Origin of the sequence: Chitinophaga sp. (assembly GCF_039596135.1) — a bacterium.
GTDB lineage: Bacteria > Bacteroidota > Bacteroidia > Chitinophagales > Chitinophagaceae > Chitinophaga.
On record NZ_JBCNKH010000007.1, the window covers coordinates 150,804 to 171,702 of the forward strand.

Sequence of the window (20,899 nt, forward strand, 5' to 3'; positions counted from 1 at the left end):
AAGTTTTGTATTGTTCACAACGTGTTAAATGTTGATGTGTTTTAAAGATTTATATGGATCGTTTGTTCATTGCCATTGTACTGTACCAGCTGGCCTTTGTTGGCAGCCAGGTCAAATGTTGCAGGGTGTGCCTTGTCAATTTTTACGATACGAAAAGTACGCTGTTGCAGCATGCCGGGAAATGTACCTGCCCGTTTGCCAATCTGCAGCGTATTGTCAGCATCGTTATAGGTAAATGCGATTGTGCTGAACATTCCTTTTTCATAATTATAGTTCACCCCTTCATCCTCATAGAGGCTGAATTGTCCATTGTTACCACCATAGATATATACGGAAATGGTATCGGCAGGGTGCTGGCCGGTGTATTGCAGTGCAGGACCGAAGGGTACAATGCTGCCTGCTTTTACATACAGCGGAATGCGGTTCAATGGCGCAGCTGCTGTAATGTGCTGTCCACCCTCGGTATACTGACCATCATACAGGTTGTACCAACCCTGGCCTGCTGGCAGGTAGAGTTCGCGGGTGCGCGCCTTGTAAGCATATACCGGATTAACCAGGAAGGCAGGACCGAACATGAACTGGTCTCCTATATGACGAACGGCAGTATCCTGGTCGAAATCCATCATCAGCCCACGCATCAGTGTATAGCCGTTATGATAAGTCTGTCCGGCAAGGGAATAAATATAAGGCATCAACCTGTAGCGCAGCCGGTCGTAATAAACGATAGATTGATATTCCTGGCTGTTCTCAGGTGCGATATTGTACACTTCCCGGTATGGATACTGTCCGTGAGCACGGAACAATGGACAAAAGGCCCCGTATTGATACCAGCGTGTGTTCAGTTCCCGCCATTCCTGTAAGTTGTCTCCCTGGGGATCTGGCTTGTCATATTTATCTTCTACATAAAAGCCCCCGATATCTGTGGTCCAGTAGGGTAAGCCAGACATACAGAAGTTCAGGCCAGCGGGAATTTGCCGGGCCAGTTCATCAAAGCGGGCGGCAATATCACCACTCCATGTTGCGGCGCTGTAACGTTGTAAACCAGCAAACGCAGAGCGGGTAAGGATAAAGACGCGCTGATCTGGTTTTGTTGCCCGCTGTCCTTCATAGATGCCTTTTGCATTCATGAGGGCGAAAGGATTGAAGTATTGTGTGGATGGCCCCAGAGCAGTAGGGTTCATCAGTTGTTTGCGATAATCGATCGTTGTATTGGAATAGATATCCGGTTCGGTCGCATCCAGCCACCAGGCATCTACCCCTTTGCTGAACAGGTGTTTGTTTAACATGGACCAGAACAACTTGCGGGCATCGGGATTGAAGGCGTCGTAAAAGGTAGATACATAGCCTTTGCCAATCCAGTCGCGGATGGTATCATTGATGCTTTTGGTGTAGAGATAACCTTTGTCATTCATCAGTTTGTAGTTCGGAATATCCCTGTAGAACTTAGGCCATACTGAAATCATGAAGTGGGTATGATACAGGTCATGGAGCGAATCGATCATGCCTTTCGCATCCGGGAACCGGGCAGGATCGAAATCCTGGCTACCCCATGCATTTTCTTCCCAGTAAGACCAGTCCATCACGATATTGTCCAGGGGTATTTGTCTTTTCCTGAATTCCTGTACGGTGGAGATCACCTCTTTCTGGGTTTTGTATCTTTCGCGGCTTTGCCAGAAACCCATAGCCCATTTGGGAAGGATAGCGGCTTTGCCGGTTACGGTGCGGTAGCCATCGATTACTTCGTCAGCATGCGCGCCATATATGAAATAGTAGTCGATTTTTTCACCGGCTTCGGAGGTAAAGGCCATTTTATCTTTCAGGCGTTCCGGAGTGGGAGAGAGGTGCTTGAGGGAAATAAAAGCCTGATCAGATTCGGGGATCCATTCGATTTTCAGGTCGTGCTGTTCGCCCGTCTGCATCGCCTTTTTAAAGACGGAAGGACCGGGGTTCCAGCCCTCCCGCCATTTGTCTAGCATCAATACTCCGTCGATCCATATTCTGATGTAACCGGAAGCCGAAACGTAAAATTTCTGGTCACCGCCTTCTTTTGGGCTTACCTTTCCTTCCCAGGTTACGATGCCTTTGGCCATTGGGTAACCGGCAGGAATGGTTTTGAGGGCGGGCAGGTAAGCGTAGTCAATTTTAGATTCCCCCCTTTGCAGGAATACGCTGTCTTTTTGATAGCGCATGCCATAAGTAGCGGTTAAAGCCCCTTTTCGGCCGTTTTTATCGGTTAGTTCCAGGGTGCCCAGTTCTTCATAAGGGCGATCGTCTCCAAAGCGGGTAATGGAGTAATTATCCCACAGAATACCATAGTGGCGGCTGGACAAAACAAAGGGTACAGCTACCTGGCTATTATACTGAGTGAGGTCTACGTCCTGGTTCTTATAGTTCATGAGCCCAGTTTGTGGCTGGCCCAGACCATAAAAAGCTTCGTCTGCGGGAGAATCAAAGAGTTGTTGAAGTCGGAAAAGCTTTTTACCGTCTATAGTTACAGGGGTAAAAGCCTTCCCGCCTTCATTTATGATGGTGTTACCCTGGGCGTCTTTAAATTGCACTGCCCCGGAGGTCAGGTCTACGGTAGCTGTTAAAGCAGCGGTTTTCAACGTCACGATATTTCCTGCTTCAACAGATGTCCATTTTACATCCGGGTTTGTGCTAACCACCGATATGAGGCTGGGTGTATTTGAAATTTGGTCTTCGGGAGAGGCAGAGACCCTGATAATTTTGTCATTGATCACTTGCAATTTTAACTGTTTCACTTTGCCGTCTAGTCTGATCAGTAAGCCGTCTTTCAATTTTTCGACGCGATGAGCCTGGCAAAATTGAAAGCAACAGGAAATAATCACAATCGGGAGGAATCTGATTTTCTTCATATCTGTGGAATTTGTCTTTACACTTTTCGAGTGCGGACAAATGTAGCCTACTGCTATCAGAGAGAGGGTAGGCGAATGTTTTCAATTAGGGGTCAAAATGTTAACTAAAAAGAAAAAGAGAAGGGGTTAATTTGATAAACATGTGCTGATTATCAATCAATTACTTTGAAGTTGAATTGAAAGGTCACGACCAGGTCGTCTTTAGCGCGGATCATGCCGCCAAACTTCCGGGGAGGTACCAGGCCAAAATCGGAGAAGCGGATATTTTTAGAACCGGTCATATGGATCATCTTCTGATCGTCGGTGGTGGTGGTTAGGTAGAGGGACATTTCTTTGGTTACTCCTGCCAGTTCGATCGCTACATTTCCGCACAATTGTTCAGGATTGCCATTGAGGGCAGGGTATTTCTGAAGGGATAAGAGAGCGATGCGGAGGGCAGGGTGTTGATGGGCTTTGAGGGTTTCCCGCAGGTCGTGGGTCATCATTTTATCCAGGCAGTCGAAGTCAAAGACGGCCATTTCCAGTCTGCCACTGAGGCGTACTACTTCGGAACCATTGTTCTGGTAGCAGACGAGGGTATCCCGGTTTGGGTAGTTTTTGATTTCGCAGCTGAATTTGTTCACATTGGTGCTACCGCTTACCCGAACGAGGATATTATTGAGTACCACCCATTTTACTCCCCGGGGAGCAGGTGCTTTGAAAGCCAGGAGGCTGCAAATTGTTAATATGAAGGTAAGTGTGCGCATTACTACAAGGAAGAAAGAAGTAAAAAAGACCCTCCTGTTGGGGAGGGTCTTTTTCAAATTGATACACTATCTGACATTGAAAGATTAGAACCCAACCACTGCTTCAAGTACCCAACCGTCGAATTTACCTCCGGAGCGATAATCTGCTGTAGGGAAATCTTTGTATTTCTGAACCACATATTCACCTTTCACAAGGATATTGTTTGTTACGAACCAACCAGCAGCTGCAGCAATACGATTCACTTTCACATCCTGGGTGTAGGTGATTGCACCTGCACCGGTACCGTTTGCGCTGTTTGCAGGGCGGGCAGTTACTTCGTTATATCTTACACCCAGGAAAACATTTTCTTTAGGGAAGAAACGGTAAACTGCATCAACGGCATATTGGCTGGCATCTCTTGTTTTAGTTTCGGCAGCAGTACGGCCACTTGCTTTTTCGTAAGTACCGAATACTTCAAAACCGCTGTATTTAGCAAACACGTTGAACATACCTGCGTTTACTTTCTTGGTGAAGCCGGGATTGAAACGGCCGGAGAAAGCGAGCGGAGTACCTGCACCACTGGTGCTGCTTGGGTTTGCAGAAGCTTCTTCCATCACGAACTGGTAGTTAGAACCGGAACGGTCGCCACCATACAGTGTGTTACTTGCACTGCTCTGGTTACCATAGTAGCTCAGACTTGCACGGAGACGGAATTTTTCAGCCAGTTGTTTGTCTACGCCTACTTTAGCTAACAGGGAAGGAGATTTGTGCAGGTTGCCATCAGGATTGCTCTTGTAGTACAGAGAGTCAATGTTACCTTTAATCAGACCGCTGGTTATACCAACCATACCGAACAGACCATTGTGTTTCAGGTAAACTTCAGCGCCGATTTCAGTAGCATAAGCATCCATGATATTACCTTCCATGAAAGGATTGTAGAGGGTCTGGCCACCATCGCTTCTGCGGTAGTGAGCATCACCATAATCAACTTCCATGTGACCTACCTTGATAGTTGCATATTTCATCACCTCATCGAGGATGGCGGATTTGAAAGGCATTTTATCGATCTGGATATATCCACCTTTTACCCAAGTTTCGTTGTGGTGTTTGGAAGACAGGTATAAGGTTAAGTTCATGGTGATACCAGGAGCCAGGGGTACATCGAAGTACATGTTTGCCTGTGCTGTCTGGAACCCTGCGGTGATATCTTTCAGTCTGTTACCAGCCACAGAACCTGTGGAGCTGGAATAAGAACCTACGGTATTGTTCAGGGCAGTTGGATTCTCGTGTTTCAGATTCTGGAACTGCATAGTGAAACCAGCACCAATTCTAGGTTTAATACCGTCGAAGTAAGAGGAGGTATCCTTTGCACCTTCGAAAACGTTGATACCAGTTTTATCGTATGGTCTCCAGTTTGGAATTTTCCGGTCTTGCGCCATCAAGGTAATTGGGAAGAGGCCGACGCAAAGCAACACGATGTGTTGCAGACGCATTTTTGTTTTCATGGCAATCGATTTAAAATAATGTGTAGTGGTTAGTGGTTTTGTTATTGATTGAAGTGTAACTTATTGGTGAAGAGTAAACTCGTAGCTAATGGTTACAGCGTTACCGGTTTTCATGGCACCCATCATGAAGGATGGAGGTTCCACGCTGAAGTCGGTCATATTAATAACCTTGCTTCCTTTGATAACTACTGATTTGCCGGCTGTTGTAGTGCTTTTGGCTGTCAGATCCACAACTTTGGTTACACCAGCAATGGTCAGTTGACCCTGGGCTTTGATAGATCCGTCTGCAGCTACAGTTGCGGTAGTGAGTTTAAAGGTGATATTTGGATTCTTTTTAGTTTTTAATGCTTTGTATGCATTGTTATCCATGCCACTGTGTTCACTTTTAAGTGTTTCTGCAGCTACGGTGTAGCTGAGTGCAGGAATAGCGGTCAGCTGGCCGGCAGGGCTGAAGGTAAGGTCTGCTGCGCAGGTTCCGCCAGTAGCTTTCATTTCCCAGTCGTGAAGGGTGGAAGTACCGTTTACTTTGAGCGTAATGCCGCTTACCAGTGTTTTAGTTTGTGCGAATGCTGCCGCTATAATAAAATGAACGAACAGTAATGTGGCGATTCCTTTTCTGATGATTGCTGAGTGATACATGGTAAATTGGATTTAAGCGTTAGTCGGATATCGTTCCGATCTGAGTGCAAGATGGTGATAAGTGGGTTGGTGGGAAATGATGGACATCATTCCGGTGCCTGATAGGAGTTGGAGGGGGGCTGACTGTGGTTATCTTATTCGTTCCGGCCCTTGTAGGCTGAGGGCAGGACGCCGTATTCCAGCTTGAAGTAGCGGGAAAAATACTTGGGGTTATTGAAGCCGACTTCGTAAGCTATTTCGGCGATGGTTAACTGGCTTTTCTCGAGCAATTGGGCTGCCCGCTTGAGTCTTATGGATCTGATAAATTCAATTGGGGGCTTGCCTGTTAAAGTAAGTATCTTTTTATAGACGGAGACTCTGCTCATAAAAAGCTCGCGACTTAGCTCTTCTACAGAGAAGTCGGGGTTGGAAATATTCTTCTCTACTATCTGTAAGGCCTGCTGAATAAACTGTTCGTCCTGCGAGGAGATGGCGATCTCCTCCGGATGAGCTTCTATGTGCTGCTGGAAAGTCTTTTTGAGGGATTGTTGCTGGGTAATGATATTCCTTATACGTGACAGCAGCATTTCGAAATTGAAAGGCTTGGTAATGTACTCCGATGCGCCATTGTCAAGGGCTTCCAGCTGGTCTTCTTCCGCAGCACGGGCGGTGAGGAGAATCACGGGCAGGTGTGCTGTACGGGGTTGTTGCCGGATCTTGCGGCAGAGCTCCAAACCGTCCATTTCCGGCATACTTACATCGCTGACCACGATGGTGGGCAGGGTTTGCTGCAAAATATTCCAGCCGGCGAGGCCGTTAGGAGCGTCGATGATGTGAAAATACTGACCAAGATTATCTTTTAGATAAAATCGGAAATCTTCATTGTCTTCGATCAGGAGGATGACGGGCTTTTTACCGGTATAGGCAGCAGGTGCGTCAGGTATTTGTGGCGCCATAATGGAGGTGTGGTGAGTTTGAGTGGCACCTTTAGTTGCTGTTTGAATACCATTTACAGGGAGTAAAACTGTAAAGGTGCTACCCATGCCGGGAGCACTGTCTACACTGATAGAACCGCCATGGAGTTTTACAAATTCTTTGGTGATGCTTAAGCCGATTCCACTGCCCTGGTTCACGAGGGAACCGGGTATGTCGTGTTGGAAAAAGCGTTCGAAAATACGGTCCTGTTGTTCGGGGGGAATACCAATACCGGTATCTTTTACCATGATGGCAAGAAAACCGTTTTGTTGCAGTTGTAAGTCAACAGAAATATTACCCTGGTCAGGGGTGAATTTAAATGCATTGCTGAGTAGATTGAACAGGATCTTTTCAATCTTGTCAGGGTCATAGAGCATGCTTAGCGACGGTACATTGCTGTGAAAGTCGAGATGGATCTGTTTCTTTTCAGATAGGTCCGAGAAAGAAGTAGTGAGCTCTTTGATGAATGCAATGATATCACCTTCGGTGGCGTATAGTTTTATTTCCTGTACTTCCATTTTACGGAAGTCGAGGAGTTGATTGACTAAGTTGAGTAAGCGGCGGGCATTGCGCTGTACTAGCACGAGCTGTTGCTGTACATTGCCTTCTATATCTTTTTTGAGTAACCTTTCTAAAGGGGTAATAATTAAACTCAGTGGCGTGCGGAATTCATGGCTGATGTTCGTGAAGAAGCGAATCTTCAAAGAATCCAGTTCATGCATACGACGTGCTTCCTGTCTTTCCTGTGCAATGCGGGCACGGAATCTTTCTCTTTCAAGAATTACACGTCTGCCAACGATTAAGGCGCCTATGATGAGTAGGGTGTAAATGATGAATGCCAGCGGTGTTCGCCAGAAAGGCGGTAAGATGGTGATACGTAATTCCAGTGGTTGTGGTGTCCAGATACCATCGTTATTAGATGCTTTTACTTTGAAGATATATTCACCGGGATCGAGGTTGGTATACGTGGCGGTGCGTAGCAGACCATCACTGGTGAGCCACTCATGGTTAAAGCCTTCCAGCATATAGGCATACTGATTCTTTTCAGGATGAAAGAAGTTCAGCGCAGCAAAGCTGATGGAGAATTCATTCTCTTTATATTTTAGGGTGATATGTCTTGTCTGACTGATCGCTTCTGATAAGAGTGTTCTGCCATTCAGCGACTCACCGGGCTGCATGCTTTTATTGAAGACCTGGAAGTCTGTGAGCACAACTGGTGGAATGATTGAATTGACGGCGATATTATGCGGATAGAATAAATTGAAGCCGTTGCCACCGCCAAAAAGCAGTTCTCCTTTGCGTGTTTTTAAAGCAGCGTTTTCATTGAATTCCCTGCCTTGCAAGCCATCTGACTGATCGTAGTTTTTGAACTGATGTGGTGCACGCATATTGGATAAGCCATTGGCGGTACTCATCCAGAGTGTATGGTTATTATCTTCTAAAATATTCAGTACTGTATTGTCGGGTAGGCCGTCTTCTTTTCTGAAAATTTTAAATGTCTTTGTAGCGGAATTGAACAGGTTCAGTCCTTCGCTGGTACCGATCCATATTTGTCCCTGGCTGTTTTCAAATATGCAGAGGATGTTTTTGTGACTGAGGCTACCGGGTTGTTTTGGGTCTGCGTCGTAGTGTGTGAAATGACCATCGGCATCCATCACATCTACGCCTTCGGCTGTGCCGATCCAGAGGTTACCTTTTTTATCTTCGAGAAATGCGGAGATGTAGGGCGACCGCATTTTATCATTGTAGTGAATGAACTGGTTATTGACCAGTTGGTTTAATCCTCCGCCCAGTGTGCCGATCCAGAGTCTTTGCCGGCTGTCTTCAAATATTTCCCAGATGCTGTTGTTACTAAGACTGTTGGGATCATTGGCATCGTGGCGGTAGTGAATGAAACGGTGCCCGTCAAAGCAGTCCAGGCCACCGAAGTACGAGCCTATCCAGAGTTTTTGCTCGTGATCGATCCAGAGACTGACGATGACATTGCCGCTGGGCGAGTTGGGATTGGATGGGTTATGGAGGTACTGTTTGTATGTATTTTTGATCCTGTCAAAGTAAATGAGGCCACCACCGTTGGTGCCGATCCAGATATTGCCGCTGGCGTCTTCGGCAAAGCGGTTTACATCATCATAGGGGAGGGTGTTCGACGCAAATGCCTGGTGCTGGTAGAGGGGAAACTTTACCATGTTTTCATGGTAATAGCAAAGGCCTTTTTTGTAGGTCCCAATCCAGATGATGCCGGCGTTATCTTTATAGAGGGTGGTAATACTATTTTGACTAAGGCTTTTAGGATCTTCGCTATTGTTAGTGAGATAGCGGAAGCGCTGATTTTTCTTGTCGATAATGTTGAGGCCACCGTGGTCGGTGCCAACCCAGATTAGTCCCTGGTTGTCCTGCACTACACCGCGAACGATGTTGTTATTCAGGCCATTGTTCTGATCGTAGTGGGTGAATGCTTTTGTTCGCTGGTTGAAACAGTAGATGCCTTGTATATCGTTGTTACTGAAGAGCCAGCAGTCACCATCTTTGTCTGCCATGAGCTGATAAGGGGCGGAAGCAGGGGTAGGGAGCTGGTCTCGGGAAACGATTTGTTGGGTATGAGGATCCATTTTTTCCAGCAGGCCGTTGGTATGGATGATCCAGCAGAAGCCGGATGGGGCTTGTGCCATATCCGATATTTGGGTGCCTGGCAGGAGGTGGAGTGTTTTTTTATTGGCAGGAGAGTAGCGATAGAGGCCATCTTTGGGTGTGACGAACCAGTAGTTGCCATCCAGGTCTTTTAGAATATTATTGATGCTGTCTACAGGAACACCGAACCTGCTGAGGGCTGGGCGTGGGTCACGCTGAAAGTTGCCTTTTTGCGGATTGTAGACGTTCTGGCCGTTTCTATGTGAGATCCAGAGGAGGCCTTCGGGGCCTTCCATGATGCTGGTAACGAAGTTGTCGGCGATGGTGGTGGTGTCTCTGATATCCTGTCTGAAGATCTTGAAGTTATAGCCATCATAGCGGTTGAGTCCGGACATGGTGCCGAACCACATGAAGCCCTGGCTGTCTTTATAAATACAGTTGACCTGGTTGGCAGAGAGGCCCTGGGTGATGTCGAGGCGAGTCAATTGGTATTGGGACTGTGGTGTTTGTGCCCAAAGTATAGTGAATGATAATAGTAGCAGGATGAATAAAAACGATCTTCGGATGGTCACTATAAGAATTTTTCATAAACGTGGGTGTAATATAATTAAATGTCGGGAATACAGTTTTAAATTCTATATGTGATTTTAGACCTGCAATCAGAACGGATACAAGCCCGCCCAACTGGCGCCAGCCAGAAAAAAATGGCCGCTTCCTTGCTGCCGCAGGCCATTCCTCAAGGTCCTAAAAAAGAGAAAGGTCGAAAGAATTCGACCTTTGTGCTAAAATTCCACGTTATGGTACTCAGGTCCATAAAATCTTTTAGCTATCGCTATATGTAATAAGGTAAATTTATCTCTCATCAATCACCACCCCCACATCTTGTTCACTTATCTCTTAGGTGGCTATTTTTAATTATACAACAAATGTAACGAGGGCTAAAGTGATAACCAAGTGTTTAGCAAACTTTTTTGTGCAATCGTTTGCGACCTGTTTCTTTCCATTACATTTACCTTGCTTTTAGATCAATATAGTTTTATTTTACAAACGTTATGAAACAAAATAAAATAGGACTGTTATCCGTACTCCTTTTGACGGCAGGAACAGTCAGGTCTCAACAGATAGCCAACCCATTAAAGCTCTGGTACAACGCTCCTGCTAACGAGTGGTCCCAGGCCCTGCCCCTCGGCAATGGTCGTCTTGGCGCAATGGTATTCGGAAAAGTCAGCGATGAGCTGGTTCAACTCAATGAAGCAACCCTATGGTCGGGCGGCCCGGTAGACAACAACGTGAACCCGGACGCGCCCAAATACCTTCCCCAGGTAAGGGCAGCGCTCTTCAATGAGAACTACCACCAGGCTGATAGTCTGCTCCGTAAGATGCAGGGCGTATACTCACAGTCCTTTCTTCCTATGGCAGACCTGCACCTCCGCCAGCAGGTAGATGATAACTCCGTAAAGGATTACTACCGTGACCTGGACCTGAATAACGCGCAGTCAAACACCCGCTTTACCAGCAACGGGGTGCAATATACCCGTGAAATGTTTATCTCTGCCGCAGACCAGGTAATCGTTTACCACCTGAAAGCCAGTAAGAAAGGACAGCTGAACTTCACGCTCAGCGCCAGCAGCCAGCTGCATTATCAGAACGTTGTAAATGGCAAAGACCTGGTTCTCAAAGGTAAAGCACCTTCCCAGGCAGACCCAAGTTATGTCGGTTATAATAAAGAACCTATTATATATGAACAGGCAGGTAGCTGCAAGGGCATGCGCTTCGAAGTCCGGCTGAGAGCCATCAATGTCGATGGTACAATTAAAATTGACACGGCCGGCATGACGGTCAGAAATGCAACTGACGTTACGGTAATCGTTTCCGGTGCGACCAGTTTTAATGGCTATGACAAATGCCCGGATAAGGATGGACTGAATGAGGATAAGATAGCCGCCGAACAACTGGCAAAGGCCGCAGCCCGCACCCTGAGCGATTTGCGTACCCGTCACATAAAGGATTATACCCGGTTTTTCAACAGGGTACACTTTGCGATAGCAGGTGGCGAAGCCGTAGCATCCCTGCCTACAGATGAACGGCTGCGCCGCTATACCGCCGGTGGCGAAGACCCTTCGCTGGAAACATTGTATTTCCAGTACGGCCGTTACCTGCTCATCTCCAGTTCCCGCACCAAAGGTGCCCCGGCTAACCTGCAGGGAATCTGGAACAGGGAGCTGCGCGCCCCCTGGAGTTCCAACTATACCATTAATATCAATACAGAAATGAACTACTGGCCGGCGGAGGAGTGTAACCTGATGGAAATGCAGCAACCGCTGTATGACCTGCTCATGGAACTCGCAGTGACTGGCAGGCATACTGCCCGGAACTTTTACAATCTGAATGGCTGGGTAGCGCACCATAATACAGATATATGGGCAATTTCGAATCCCGTGGGTGATATTGGCAAAGGTGATCCTAACTGGGCCAACTGGATGATGGGGGGCAACTGGCTCTGCCAGTTCCTCTGGCAACATTATGAATATAGTGGCAGCAAGGCCTTTCTGAAAGATACTGCATACCCGGTGATGAAAGCCGCTGCACAATTTAGCCTGGGCTGGCTGGTCCCTGATAAAGAAGGCCGCCTGGTTACAGCCCCTGCTACCTCACCTGAAAATATCTTTATCACCGAAAAGGGAGAACATGGCGCTGTATCTATCGCATCTACTATGGACCTTTCTGTGATTCATGATTTATTTACCAATGTGATTGCCGCTACCGATGTTTTAGGCAAAGACGCCGCTTTTGCCGATTCATTGAAACAGGCTTTGGCAAAACTATACCCGTTACAGATCGGTAAAAAAGGTAACCTGCAGGAATGGTATAAAGACTGGGAGGATGAAGACCCTCAGCATCGTCATATTTCTCATTTATTTGGCCTTTTTCCGGGCAATCAGATTTCCCCCATCACTACACCTGAGCTGGCAGCTGCCTGCAAAAAAAGCCTTGAAATTCGCGGCGATGGGGGTACCGGTTGGAGCAAGGCATGGAAGATCAATACCTGGGCAAGATTGCTCGATGGCAACCATGCCCACAAACTCCTGAAAGAATTATTACACCTCACCGGCGCCGGGTCAGTAGATATGCATAATGCAGGGGGCACTTACGCAAACCTGTTCTGTGCGCATCCGCCTTTCCAGATTGATGGTAATTTTGGAGGTACATCGGGCATAGCCCAAATGCTGTTGCAGAGCCAGACGGGTACGCTCCACTTATTGCCTGCACTTCCTGACAACTGGAGTACCGGCGAAGTAAAAGGATTATTAGCCCAGGGTGGGTATACGGTAGATATGAACTGGAAAGAAGGGATGCTGACGAGTGTAACGATTCATGCTACCAAAGATGGTACCTGTATGCTGCGGGTACCACAGCGCATAAAAGCGGAAGGTACTGCCCAATTGGCTCCTGCAAAACCGAAAGATGCAGATCACGGTTTTGTCTATGCCCTGCAGGCAAAAGCAGGTCAATCATATACATTGTACAGGGTGATTCGTTAAACTGCTACTCAGCGCTCAAAGCCTTCACCGGATTTGAGAACGCTGCCTTCAATGACTGAAAACTAATTGTGCAAACGGTAATGAGTAAAGTAACCAATGCCGCCAGCACAAACATACCTGGTTGCAGGTGAATGCGATAAGCAAACCCCTGCAACCACTTTTCCATCATCCACGCGGCAAGCGGAAACGCAATCACAATAGCGATCAGCACCAGCCGCAAAAAGTCGCCGGATAACAATATTGCCAGCTGGTTCACAGAGGCCCCCAGTACCTTCCTGATACTTATTTCCTTCCTTCTTTTCTCCGCAGTATATGCGACCAGTCCAAATAATCCCAAACAGGAAATTAATATTGCCAGTCCCGCAAAGTATCGTGAAAGGCTCCCAATTACCTGCTCTGAATGATATTGTCCCTGCACGGCTTCGTTCAGGAATTTGTAATTGAAATTATAACCTGGATTAAACTGCTTATAATAAGCCGCAATGCGCTCAATGGTTTTTACATCTTTAATGCGTACCATGGTGATGATGGAATATTCAGGCCAGAGCCGGAAGATGTATGGCTGAATCGCATCGTGCAGCGAATTGAAATGGAAATCCTTTACTACCCCAATAACCTGTACCGGCACATTCTCCGTATAAATAGTTTTGCCAATGGGATCAGTGAGTCCCATTGCTTTCACGGCAGTTTCATTCAGCACCACACCCTGCTTGTCACTACTGTATTCCCGGCTAAAAGACCGGCCTCGTAACAGCGTCATGCCCAGTGTTTCAGGCAGGTCATAGTTCACAAGCATCTGTGTAAACCGGATTTGCTGATCTTTGTTTTTGCCATCCCATTCTATATGTGAATCCGGTATACCAAATGGCATGATGATATTACGCATCATACTGGACGCGTTCACCACACCTGGTATTTGCTTAATACCTGCTATCAGTGCATCTTTATGCACCATTGCCGGACCATCTGCCTGGAAATAAATGACATTCTCTTTATTGAATCCAAGGTTTTTCTGCCGGATAAATTTTACCTGCTGATAGATGACCAATACAGCAATAATAAATACGACTGATACTACAAACTGAAAGATAACCAACCCCTTTCTGGCCCATGCATTGCCAGCCGTTTGCAGGAATTTTCCTTTGAGGGTAACTACAGGGTGAAAACCGGTCAGGTAGAATGCAGGGTAACTACCTGCCAGGAGGCCCGTCACGAGCGCAATTATCACTATCACATAATCCAGTCGCAGGAAGAGTTGTTTCCCCGTAATCGCATTAAAAGCAGGCAATAAAAGGAATACAATTCCAAATGCGAGTAGTAATGCCATAAAACTAAGCAGCAAAGATTCTCCGAGAAACTGCCTGATCAGTGTTCCTCTCGAAGCGCCGATGGCTTTCCTGATCCCTACTTCCTTCATTCTGCCTGCGGCATTGGCCGTACTCAGGTTCATGAAATTGATACATGCAATGATCAGAATGAAGATCGCAATCAGGCTAAACATACGTACATAGTTCATTCTGCCGCCTTCCTGCAAATAAATATCTGTAAAGCTCCTGATGGAGAGCTGCGTTTTAAATGGCCACTTGCTCAACTGTGTCTGCACATGTGTGAGATCAGTACCGCGCTTCAACAATAAATACGTTTCAAATGGCCCTGTCCCGTTTCCCAGATCTCCCGAAACCGGCATCTCATCTACCCATGCATCGAAGTTTAAAACAAAATCCATGTGGATAGTGCTATTCGCAGGCATGTCATTATAGATCCCTGCGATAGTGACTGGTTGGGTAAAGTCGAACAGTTTCCATGTCAGTGTTTTCCCAACTGCATTTTCGGTAGAGTGGAATAACCGCAGGGCCAGTGATTTAGAAATCACCATGGAATGTTTATCAGCAAGCACCGTGTTTTTATTCCCTTCCAATAAATCAAAAGAGAAAACAGCAAAGAAATTTTTCGATACAAAGTTCCCCGTCGCACTGAGTGTATTATTCCCGTAACTGACACTAAAAGGCTCAAACCATATTTGCGGTGCCATTGTCACGGTTTGTTCAATGGCAGGAATAGTGCGTGCCAGCTCTTGTCCTAAAGGGCCTGAAGTACCACTGCCGGTTTGGAGGGCGTTGCCCTGTTGCTGGGTGATCATCACCTGGTAGATGCGGTCACCGTTTTTATGAAAGTGGTCTGTCTCTAATTCATCATGGACCCATAACCAGATCAACAATGCGCAGGCCAGTCCGGTAGAGAGGCCAATGAGGTTGAGAATAGTCGATTGCCGGTCTTTCGTCAGCCGGCGCAGGCTCATTTTAAGCATAGTTTATTCAGTTTGCAGGCTCTTCACCGGGTTGGTCAGCGCTGCTTTTATACTTTGATAACTGATAGTTGTAAGGGTAATGAGTAAAGTTGCCACACCTGCTATGCAATACACATCTACTCCTACCTGTATCTGGTAGGCAAAGGTCTGCAACCACTGGTACATTAACCAGCCTGCCAGTGGAAAAGCAATGATGATAGCAATACCGATCAGTTTAAGATAGTCTGCCGATAGCAGTGTTACGATGTTTCCGGCAGAGGCGCCTATGGCTTTACGAATACCAATTTCCTTCTGCCTTCTTTGTGCCGTAAAAGCTGCAAGGCCAAACAATCCCAGGCAGGATATCAAGATAGTCAATCCACCAAAATAACGGGATAAGGCGCTCACTCTTTTTTCTGATGCATACAATGCCTGGTAGTCTTCATCTACGTAACGATAGTCGAAAGTGAGTCCCTGGAATTCTTGTTCGTATAATTGTTTCAGTTGCTGAATCGTAGCTTCATCTCTGCCCGGTGCTATCTTAACAATAAAGTTGGGCATTACTTTATAGCATTGAAAGAAAGCGGGTTTCACCGTTTCGTACAGGGATTCATAATTGAAATCTTTTGCAATGCCAATGATCACTTTTTCCATGCCCCAGAAGCGGATAGTTTTGCCAAGAGGATCTTTGATACCCATATCACGGATCGCAGTTTCATTGAAGATAATCTCATTCGTAGCACGGCTATCTCTTGAGAAATACCTGCCTGCTTTTAGCTGTACGCCCATGACTTCGAGAAAACCGTAACCTACTTCGAGGTTACTGAAGTTCAGGTCCTTATTATCCATTTTGCCTGGCCAGCTGAGGCCACCGATACCACCATGATTGCCGGTGAAGTTATGATTATAGCTCGAAGCATCCTGTACCCCTGGTTGGTTCCGGATTAATGCTAAAAAGGTGGCCATGTTTTCTTCCTGGCCGGTAGGTACTTCAAAATGCACAAGGTGAGATCTGTTATATCCCAGGTTCCTGTTTTGGATATATTCCATTTGTTTGTAAATGACGAGGATGGCAATGATGAAGCTCACAGACAGTACAAACTGGAATATCACCAGTCCTTTGCGTGTCATGACTTCGCCAAATGCGGTGCGCAGTTTTCCTTTCAGTGCCACCGCGGGTTTGAAGCCGGATAAATACAATGCAGGATAACTGCCTGCTACTAATCCGGTCAGTATGGTAATACCTAAAAATGAAAAAACAAGGGAAGTACTGGGCCAGATCTGCAGTTGTTTGCCCGTGATATGATTGAACATAGGTAACAGGAGTATGATCAATCCGATGGCGATGAGCAATGCAAGCAGGGAGAGTAACAGGCTTTCGCCCAGGTATTGTAAGATCAACGATCCCCTGCTGGCGCCTACTACTTTTTTAACCCCGACTTCTTTTACCCTGCTGGCAGCTTTGGCCGTACTGAGGTTCATGAAGTTGATGCAGGCAATGATGAGGATGAACAATGCAATGATAGAAAAGAGTTTTATATAGGCAATTCTGCCACCGCTTTGTTTACCATTTTCATATTTGTTATAGAGATAAAAGTCGGAATACTTTGTGAGCAGTAATGTGGCAACGGTTTCTTTATCTTTTGTTTTGACGAAATCTTTGATGCGATTTTGTAATGCAGGAATGTCTACATCCTTGCTGACTATGATATATGTGCTGGGATCAAAGTTGTACCATTTTGTTATGTTCGGTCTTTTTTCTATAAAGAGATCAAAGTCGAGTAACAGGTCATATTGTTCCGTTGCATTGGCAGGAGGAGCCTGAAATATGCCGGTAATGGCATAATCACCGCTAAATTCACCCTGCTCCCAATGGATGGTTTTACCGATGGCACTTTGCTGAGGAGGGAATAATTTCTTCGCCATCCTGTCCGAAATCATGATACTATGCTTGTCTGCGAAGACACTGCCCTGAAGGATATTGCAGGTAAATATGTTGAAGAAATCTTTGCTGATGAACTGACCGCCGGCTTTGAGATGATCTTCGCCGTAGCTCAATACGCCGGAGTTATTGAACCAGGAGGCCGGCAGTACGGAAGCGGCATATTCAATACCTGAAACTTCGTTTTTCAGGGACTGTGCCAGCAGGCCCTGCGTGTGGTCCATCGTGGAGATATGGCCATTATCATCCATGTTCACGAGTACCTGGTAGAGGCGATCATCTTTTGCATTAAAATGATTGATTTGTTTTTCATCCCTGATCCATAAGAAGATCAGCAGGGCACATGCTAAACCAGTGGAAAGCCCCACCAGGTTGAGCAGCGTGAACAGGCGGTCTTTGCGAAGATTGCGCCAGGCAATAGTAAAGATACCTTTGAGCATATGGTTGTTTTAGCGGTCAGGTTTGCAGCACGAAACAAATGCCAACCTTTTTACGAGCCTCTTATCAGCAATATACATATTTTAAAATATATAAACTGTCCGTTTTCAGTACAGGATTTGTTTCAAAAGCGAACTCAATCAGATGGTCTTATTGGCCGGAATTGTATCATTTATGACCTTTCCGCCACCATCAAAACCCCTTACCTTTACGTCATGGCAAAAAAACTAGTAGTTATCGTACCTATGCCAGGTACCTACATGCTTGACATTGCAGGCCCCTGCGACGTTTTCTCCGCTGCCGACAGTATCCTGCACGAGGGACTCGGCGAGGAAGGTGCCGGCTACGAATTGCTACTGGCCGCTTATGGAGACGAAAAAACCGTTCAGACCAAAAGTGGCATTTCCATGACCTGCCCTGTTACCCTGGCGGAAATCACCCAGCCCATCGATACGCTTATCGTGGCAGGTTTCCCCATGGCCCTCCTGCATGCAGGAGACCGCAGGCTCATCAACTGGCTCAAAATTAACTATCCACGCCTCCATCGCGTTGCCTCCATCTGCGTTGGCACCTACGCCCTCGCCGAAGCCGGCATCCTCGAAGGCAAAAATGCCACTACCCACTGGGAGCATAGCCGTGCTTTCCAGGAAAAGTACCCCACCATTCGCGTAGACACCAATCCATTCTATACCAAAGATGGCAACGTTTATACCTCTGGTGGCGTGTCTTCCGGCGTGGACCTCTCCCTGGCCCTTGTTGAGGAAGACTATGGCCGTGAAGTTGCCATCCAGGTCGCCCGTAAACTGGTATTATACCTCAAGCGGCCCGGCTTCCAGTCTCAATTTGCCAACCTCCTCCAACTCCACAGCGTAGCCAACTCCCTTGCGGGAAAACTTCGCCCCTGGATGCTGGATCACCTTGACAAAGAACTCGGTGTTGAAGAACTGGCGAATCATCTGAACATGAGCCTTCGCAATTTCACCCGCGTTTTTACCCGCGAAACTGGTATGACACCTGCCAAGTTCGTAGAGAAACTCCGCGTGGAAATAGCCAGAAAATACCTGGAAGACAGCGATTACAGTATGGAACAAATTGCTGCCAGATGTGGTTTGGGAGGAGTGGTCTCGATGAGAAGGGTGTTTCTGAGACATATGAATGTCACTCCCAGCGATTACCGGCGCACCTTCCGCACGTCTTTCGCTGACTAAAAACGAAAATTATAAAAACATACCTGCTGCATCACGATGAGCGTGATGAGGTGGACATTTATCACTTAAAAAAATTAGTTATGAGAGTAGCCATCAATGGTTTCGGCAGAATAGGCAGAATGACCTTAAGAGCATTACAGGGTAAAAAAGACGTACAAATTGTAGCTGTCAACGACCTTACAGATGTAAAACTACTGGCGCATCTCCTTAAGTACGATACCTCTCATGGAAAATTTCCCGGCACTATCGTACAGCATGATGATAAGATTATTGTAAACGACCAGGAGATACTTTTTCTCAGTGAAAGAGATCCGCAGCAATTACCATGGGGTGCCCTGCAGGTAGATGTTGTCATCGAATCTACCGGCCGCTTTACCCAAAAAGAAGCAGCACAGGCGCACATCACAGCTGGTGCCTCCAAAGTACTGATCACCGCACCCGCTACCGGCGGTGTAAAAACAGTAGTCGTTGGCGTGAATGACGATATCATAGACAAAGATGATGAAATACTTTCTACCGCCTCCTGTACTACCAACTGTATCGCACCATTATTGTATATTCTTGAAAAAGAATATGGTATTACCTCCGGTTTTATGAGTACCATCCATGCATTCACTATGGACCAGATGCTCCAGGATGGCCCGCACAAAGACTTCAGAAGAGCACGTGCTGCTACCCAATCTATTATTCCTACCACCACCGGCGCTGCGAAGGCTATTGGTGATGTGCTGCCGGGATTGAAAGGTAAACTGGATGGATTCTCTTATCGTGTACCTGTTATAGATGGCTCCATTGCAGAGCTTTCTGTCAACGTGGTTAAACCAGCCACTGCACAGGAAATTAATGACCTCTTCAAATCATATGCAAATACCAGTCTCAAAGGGGTTCTTGAATATACTGAAGAACCATTGGTATCTGCCGATATCCTGGGAAATACGCATTCCTCCATCATGGATGGTACGCTGACCCGTAGTATTGGTAACCTGGTAAAAGTAGTGGCGTGGTATGATAATGAGGTAGGGATCTCTAATCGCCTGGCTGAAATGACAGTCGCTTTAGCAAAAATGAATTTACAAACCGCCTGATAAAACAAAAGGGTTTGCCGTAAGGCAAACCCTTCTTTATGTAGACGCCTGCACAATCAGGTTCGTCGCTAATATCTTTCGCTCAAACTCTTTCACCGGCTTCTTACTCTCCACTAACTGTAACAACATACCTGTCGCTATCTGCCCCATTTCAAATGCCGGCTGTCTCACCACGGTCAACGGCGGATGCAGCAACTCTATCAAATCCGAATTCGAGAATCCTACCAGCGCCATCTCCTCCGGTATCCTGATCCCCTTTGCCTTCAATACCCGCATACAATTCGTCGTCAACTTATCTGACGCTGTAAAAATCGCATCCGGCCGGGGTCTTAACTTCAACAACTGGTTCATGGATTGCTCTACCTCGTCAATATACAATCCCGCAAACTGGCTATACCTGATCATCGATTTCGAAGGCTTCATTCTCGATTGCGCCAGTGCTTCCAGGTACCCTGCCACCCGCTCCCTGCTGATACTCAGGTTCTCCGACCCCGCCAGCACCGCAATATGTTTATACCCCTTATTCACCAGGTGCAAAGTCGCATCATACGCTCCCCTGAAATTATCTACCATCACCTTATGCGTCTGCAAATCCTCCACGATCCTGTCAAAAAACACGATCGGAAACCCCCTGTCGTGCAGCGCCTTCAGGTGCTCCAGGTTCTGTGTGCCGCTACTTACTGAAATCAGTAACCCGTCTATCGACCTGGAAGCCAGGTACTGTAACGTCATCAGTTCTTTCTCAAACGATTCATGCGTCTGGGAAATAATTACATTATACCCCTTATCCTTGGCCACAGACTCAATTCCATTAATCGCCTGTGAAAAGAAGCTATTAGCAATCTCTGCTACAATCACCCCGATAGACCGGCTCCGCTTTTCTTTCAGGCTCAGCGCAATAGGATTTGGATGGTAATTGATACGGGTAGCATATTCCAGTACCAGCTGTTTGGTGGCTATACTGATCTCATGACTGTCACGCAATGCGCGTGAAACGGTGGAGGTGGAAAGGCCCAGTGCGTTCGCGATATCTTTTATAGTGGCTGCTTCGAATTTCATAACGGCTTCG

General features: G+C 46.7%; 11 protein-coding genes. 3 read left to right on the top strand and 8 right to left on the bottom strand.

The window, feature by feature from the left end; translation table 11 throughout:
• Window positions 1–41: 41 nt before the first annotated feature.
• From ABDW16_RS07650 to ABDW16_RS07670, 5 genes are all read right to left on the bottom strand, one after another.
• Entirely contained in the window at window positions 42–2,876 is a 2,835-nt protein-coding gene (locus tag ABDW16_RS07650) for a TIM-barrel domain-containing protein (protein ID WP_343668825.1), read from the bottom strand.
• 152 nt (window positions 2,877–3,028) lie between these two features.
• Window positions 3,029–3,622, bottom strand: coding sequence for a YceI family protein (locus ABDW16_RS07655; RefSeq protein ID WP_343668826.1), 594 nt, complete (start codon window positions 3,620–3,622; stop codon window positions 3,029–3,031).
• Window positions 3,623–3,706: 84 nt separating this feature from the next.
• Window positions 3,707–5,107 (bottom strand): hypothetical protein, encoded by a 1,401-nt coding sequence (locus tag ABDW16_RS07660; protein WP_343668828.1) that lies wholly within the window; start codon window positions 5,105–5,107, stop codon window positions 3,707–3,709.
• 60 nt (window positions 5,108–5,167) lie between these two features.
• Entirely contained in the window at window positions 5,168–5,746 is a 579-nt protein-coding gene (locus ABDW16_RS07665; RefSeq protein WP_343668829.1) for a YceI family protein, read from the bottom strand.
• A gap of 134 nt (window positions 5,747–5,880) precedes the next feature.
• Entirely contained in the window at window positions 5,881–9,900 is a 4,020-nt protein-coding gene (locus ABDW16_RS07670) for a two-component regulator propeller domain-containing protein (protein WP_343668830.1), read from the bottom strand.
• A gap of 480 nt (window positions 9,901–10,380) precedes the next feature.
• Between ABDW16_RS07670 and ABDW16_RS07675 the strand changes: the two genes are divergently transcribed.
• On the top strand, window positions 10,381–12,870 hold the full coding sequence (locus tag ABDW16_RS07675; RefSeq protein WP_343668831.1) for a glycoside hydrolase family 95 protein: 2,490 nt from the start codon (window positions 10,381–10,383) through the stop codon (window positions 12,868–12,870).
• A gap of 4 nt (window positions 12,871–12,874) precedes the next feature.
• On the opposite strand, the gene ABDW16_RS07680 is transcribed toward ABDW16_RS07675, so the two are convergent.
• Both ABDW16_RS07680 and ABDW16_RS07685 read right to left on the bottom strand, forming a co-directional pair.
• On the bottom strand, window positions 12,875–15,178 hold the full coding sequence (locus ABDW16_RS07680; protein WP_343668832.1) for an ABC transporter permease: 2,304 nt from the start codon (window positions 15,176–15,178) through the stop codon (window positions 12,875–12,877).
• 3 nt (window positions 15,179–15,181) lie between these two features.
• The gene (locus tag ABDW16_RS07685; RefSeq protein ID WP_343668834.1) at window positions 15,182–17,539 is read right to left on the bottom strand and encodes an ABC transporter permease; all 2,358 of its coding nucleotides are present in this window, start codon (window positions 17,537–17,539) and stop codon (window positions 15,182–15,184) included.
• Between the two features lie 213 nt (window positions 17,540–17,752).
• On the opposite strand from ABDW16_RS07685, the gene ABDW16_RS07690 reads away from it, so the two are divergent.
• Together ABDW16_RS07690 and gap are read left to right on the top strand one after the other, a co-directional pair.
• Window positions 17,753–18,745: a GlxA family transcriptional regulator gene (locus tag ABDW16_RS07690; RefSeq protein WP_343668835.1), complete on the top strand. Its 993-nt coding sequence runs from the start codon at window positions 17,753–17,755 to the stop codon at window positions 18,743–18,745.
• 80 nt (window positions 18,746–18,825) lie between these two features.
• Complete coding sequence (gap, locus tag ABDW16_RS07695; protein ID WP_343668836.1) at window positions 18,826–19,830, top strand: type I glyceraldehyde-3-phosphate dehydrogenase; 1,005 nt, start codon at window positions 18,826–18,828, stop codon at window positions 19,828–19,830.
• Window positions 19,831–19,866: 36 nt separating this feature from the next.
• Here the strand turns inward: gap and ABDW16_RS07700 are convergent, their stop codons facing one another.
• On the bottom strand, window positions 19,867–20,889 hold the full coding sequence (locus tag ABDW16_RS07700; protein ID WP_343668837.1) for a LacI family DNA-binding transcriptional regulator: 1,023 nt from the start codon (window positions 20,887–20,889) through the stop codon (window positions 19,867–19,869).
• Window positions 20,890–20,899: the final 10 nt, after the last annotated feature.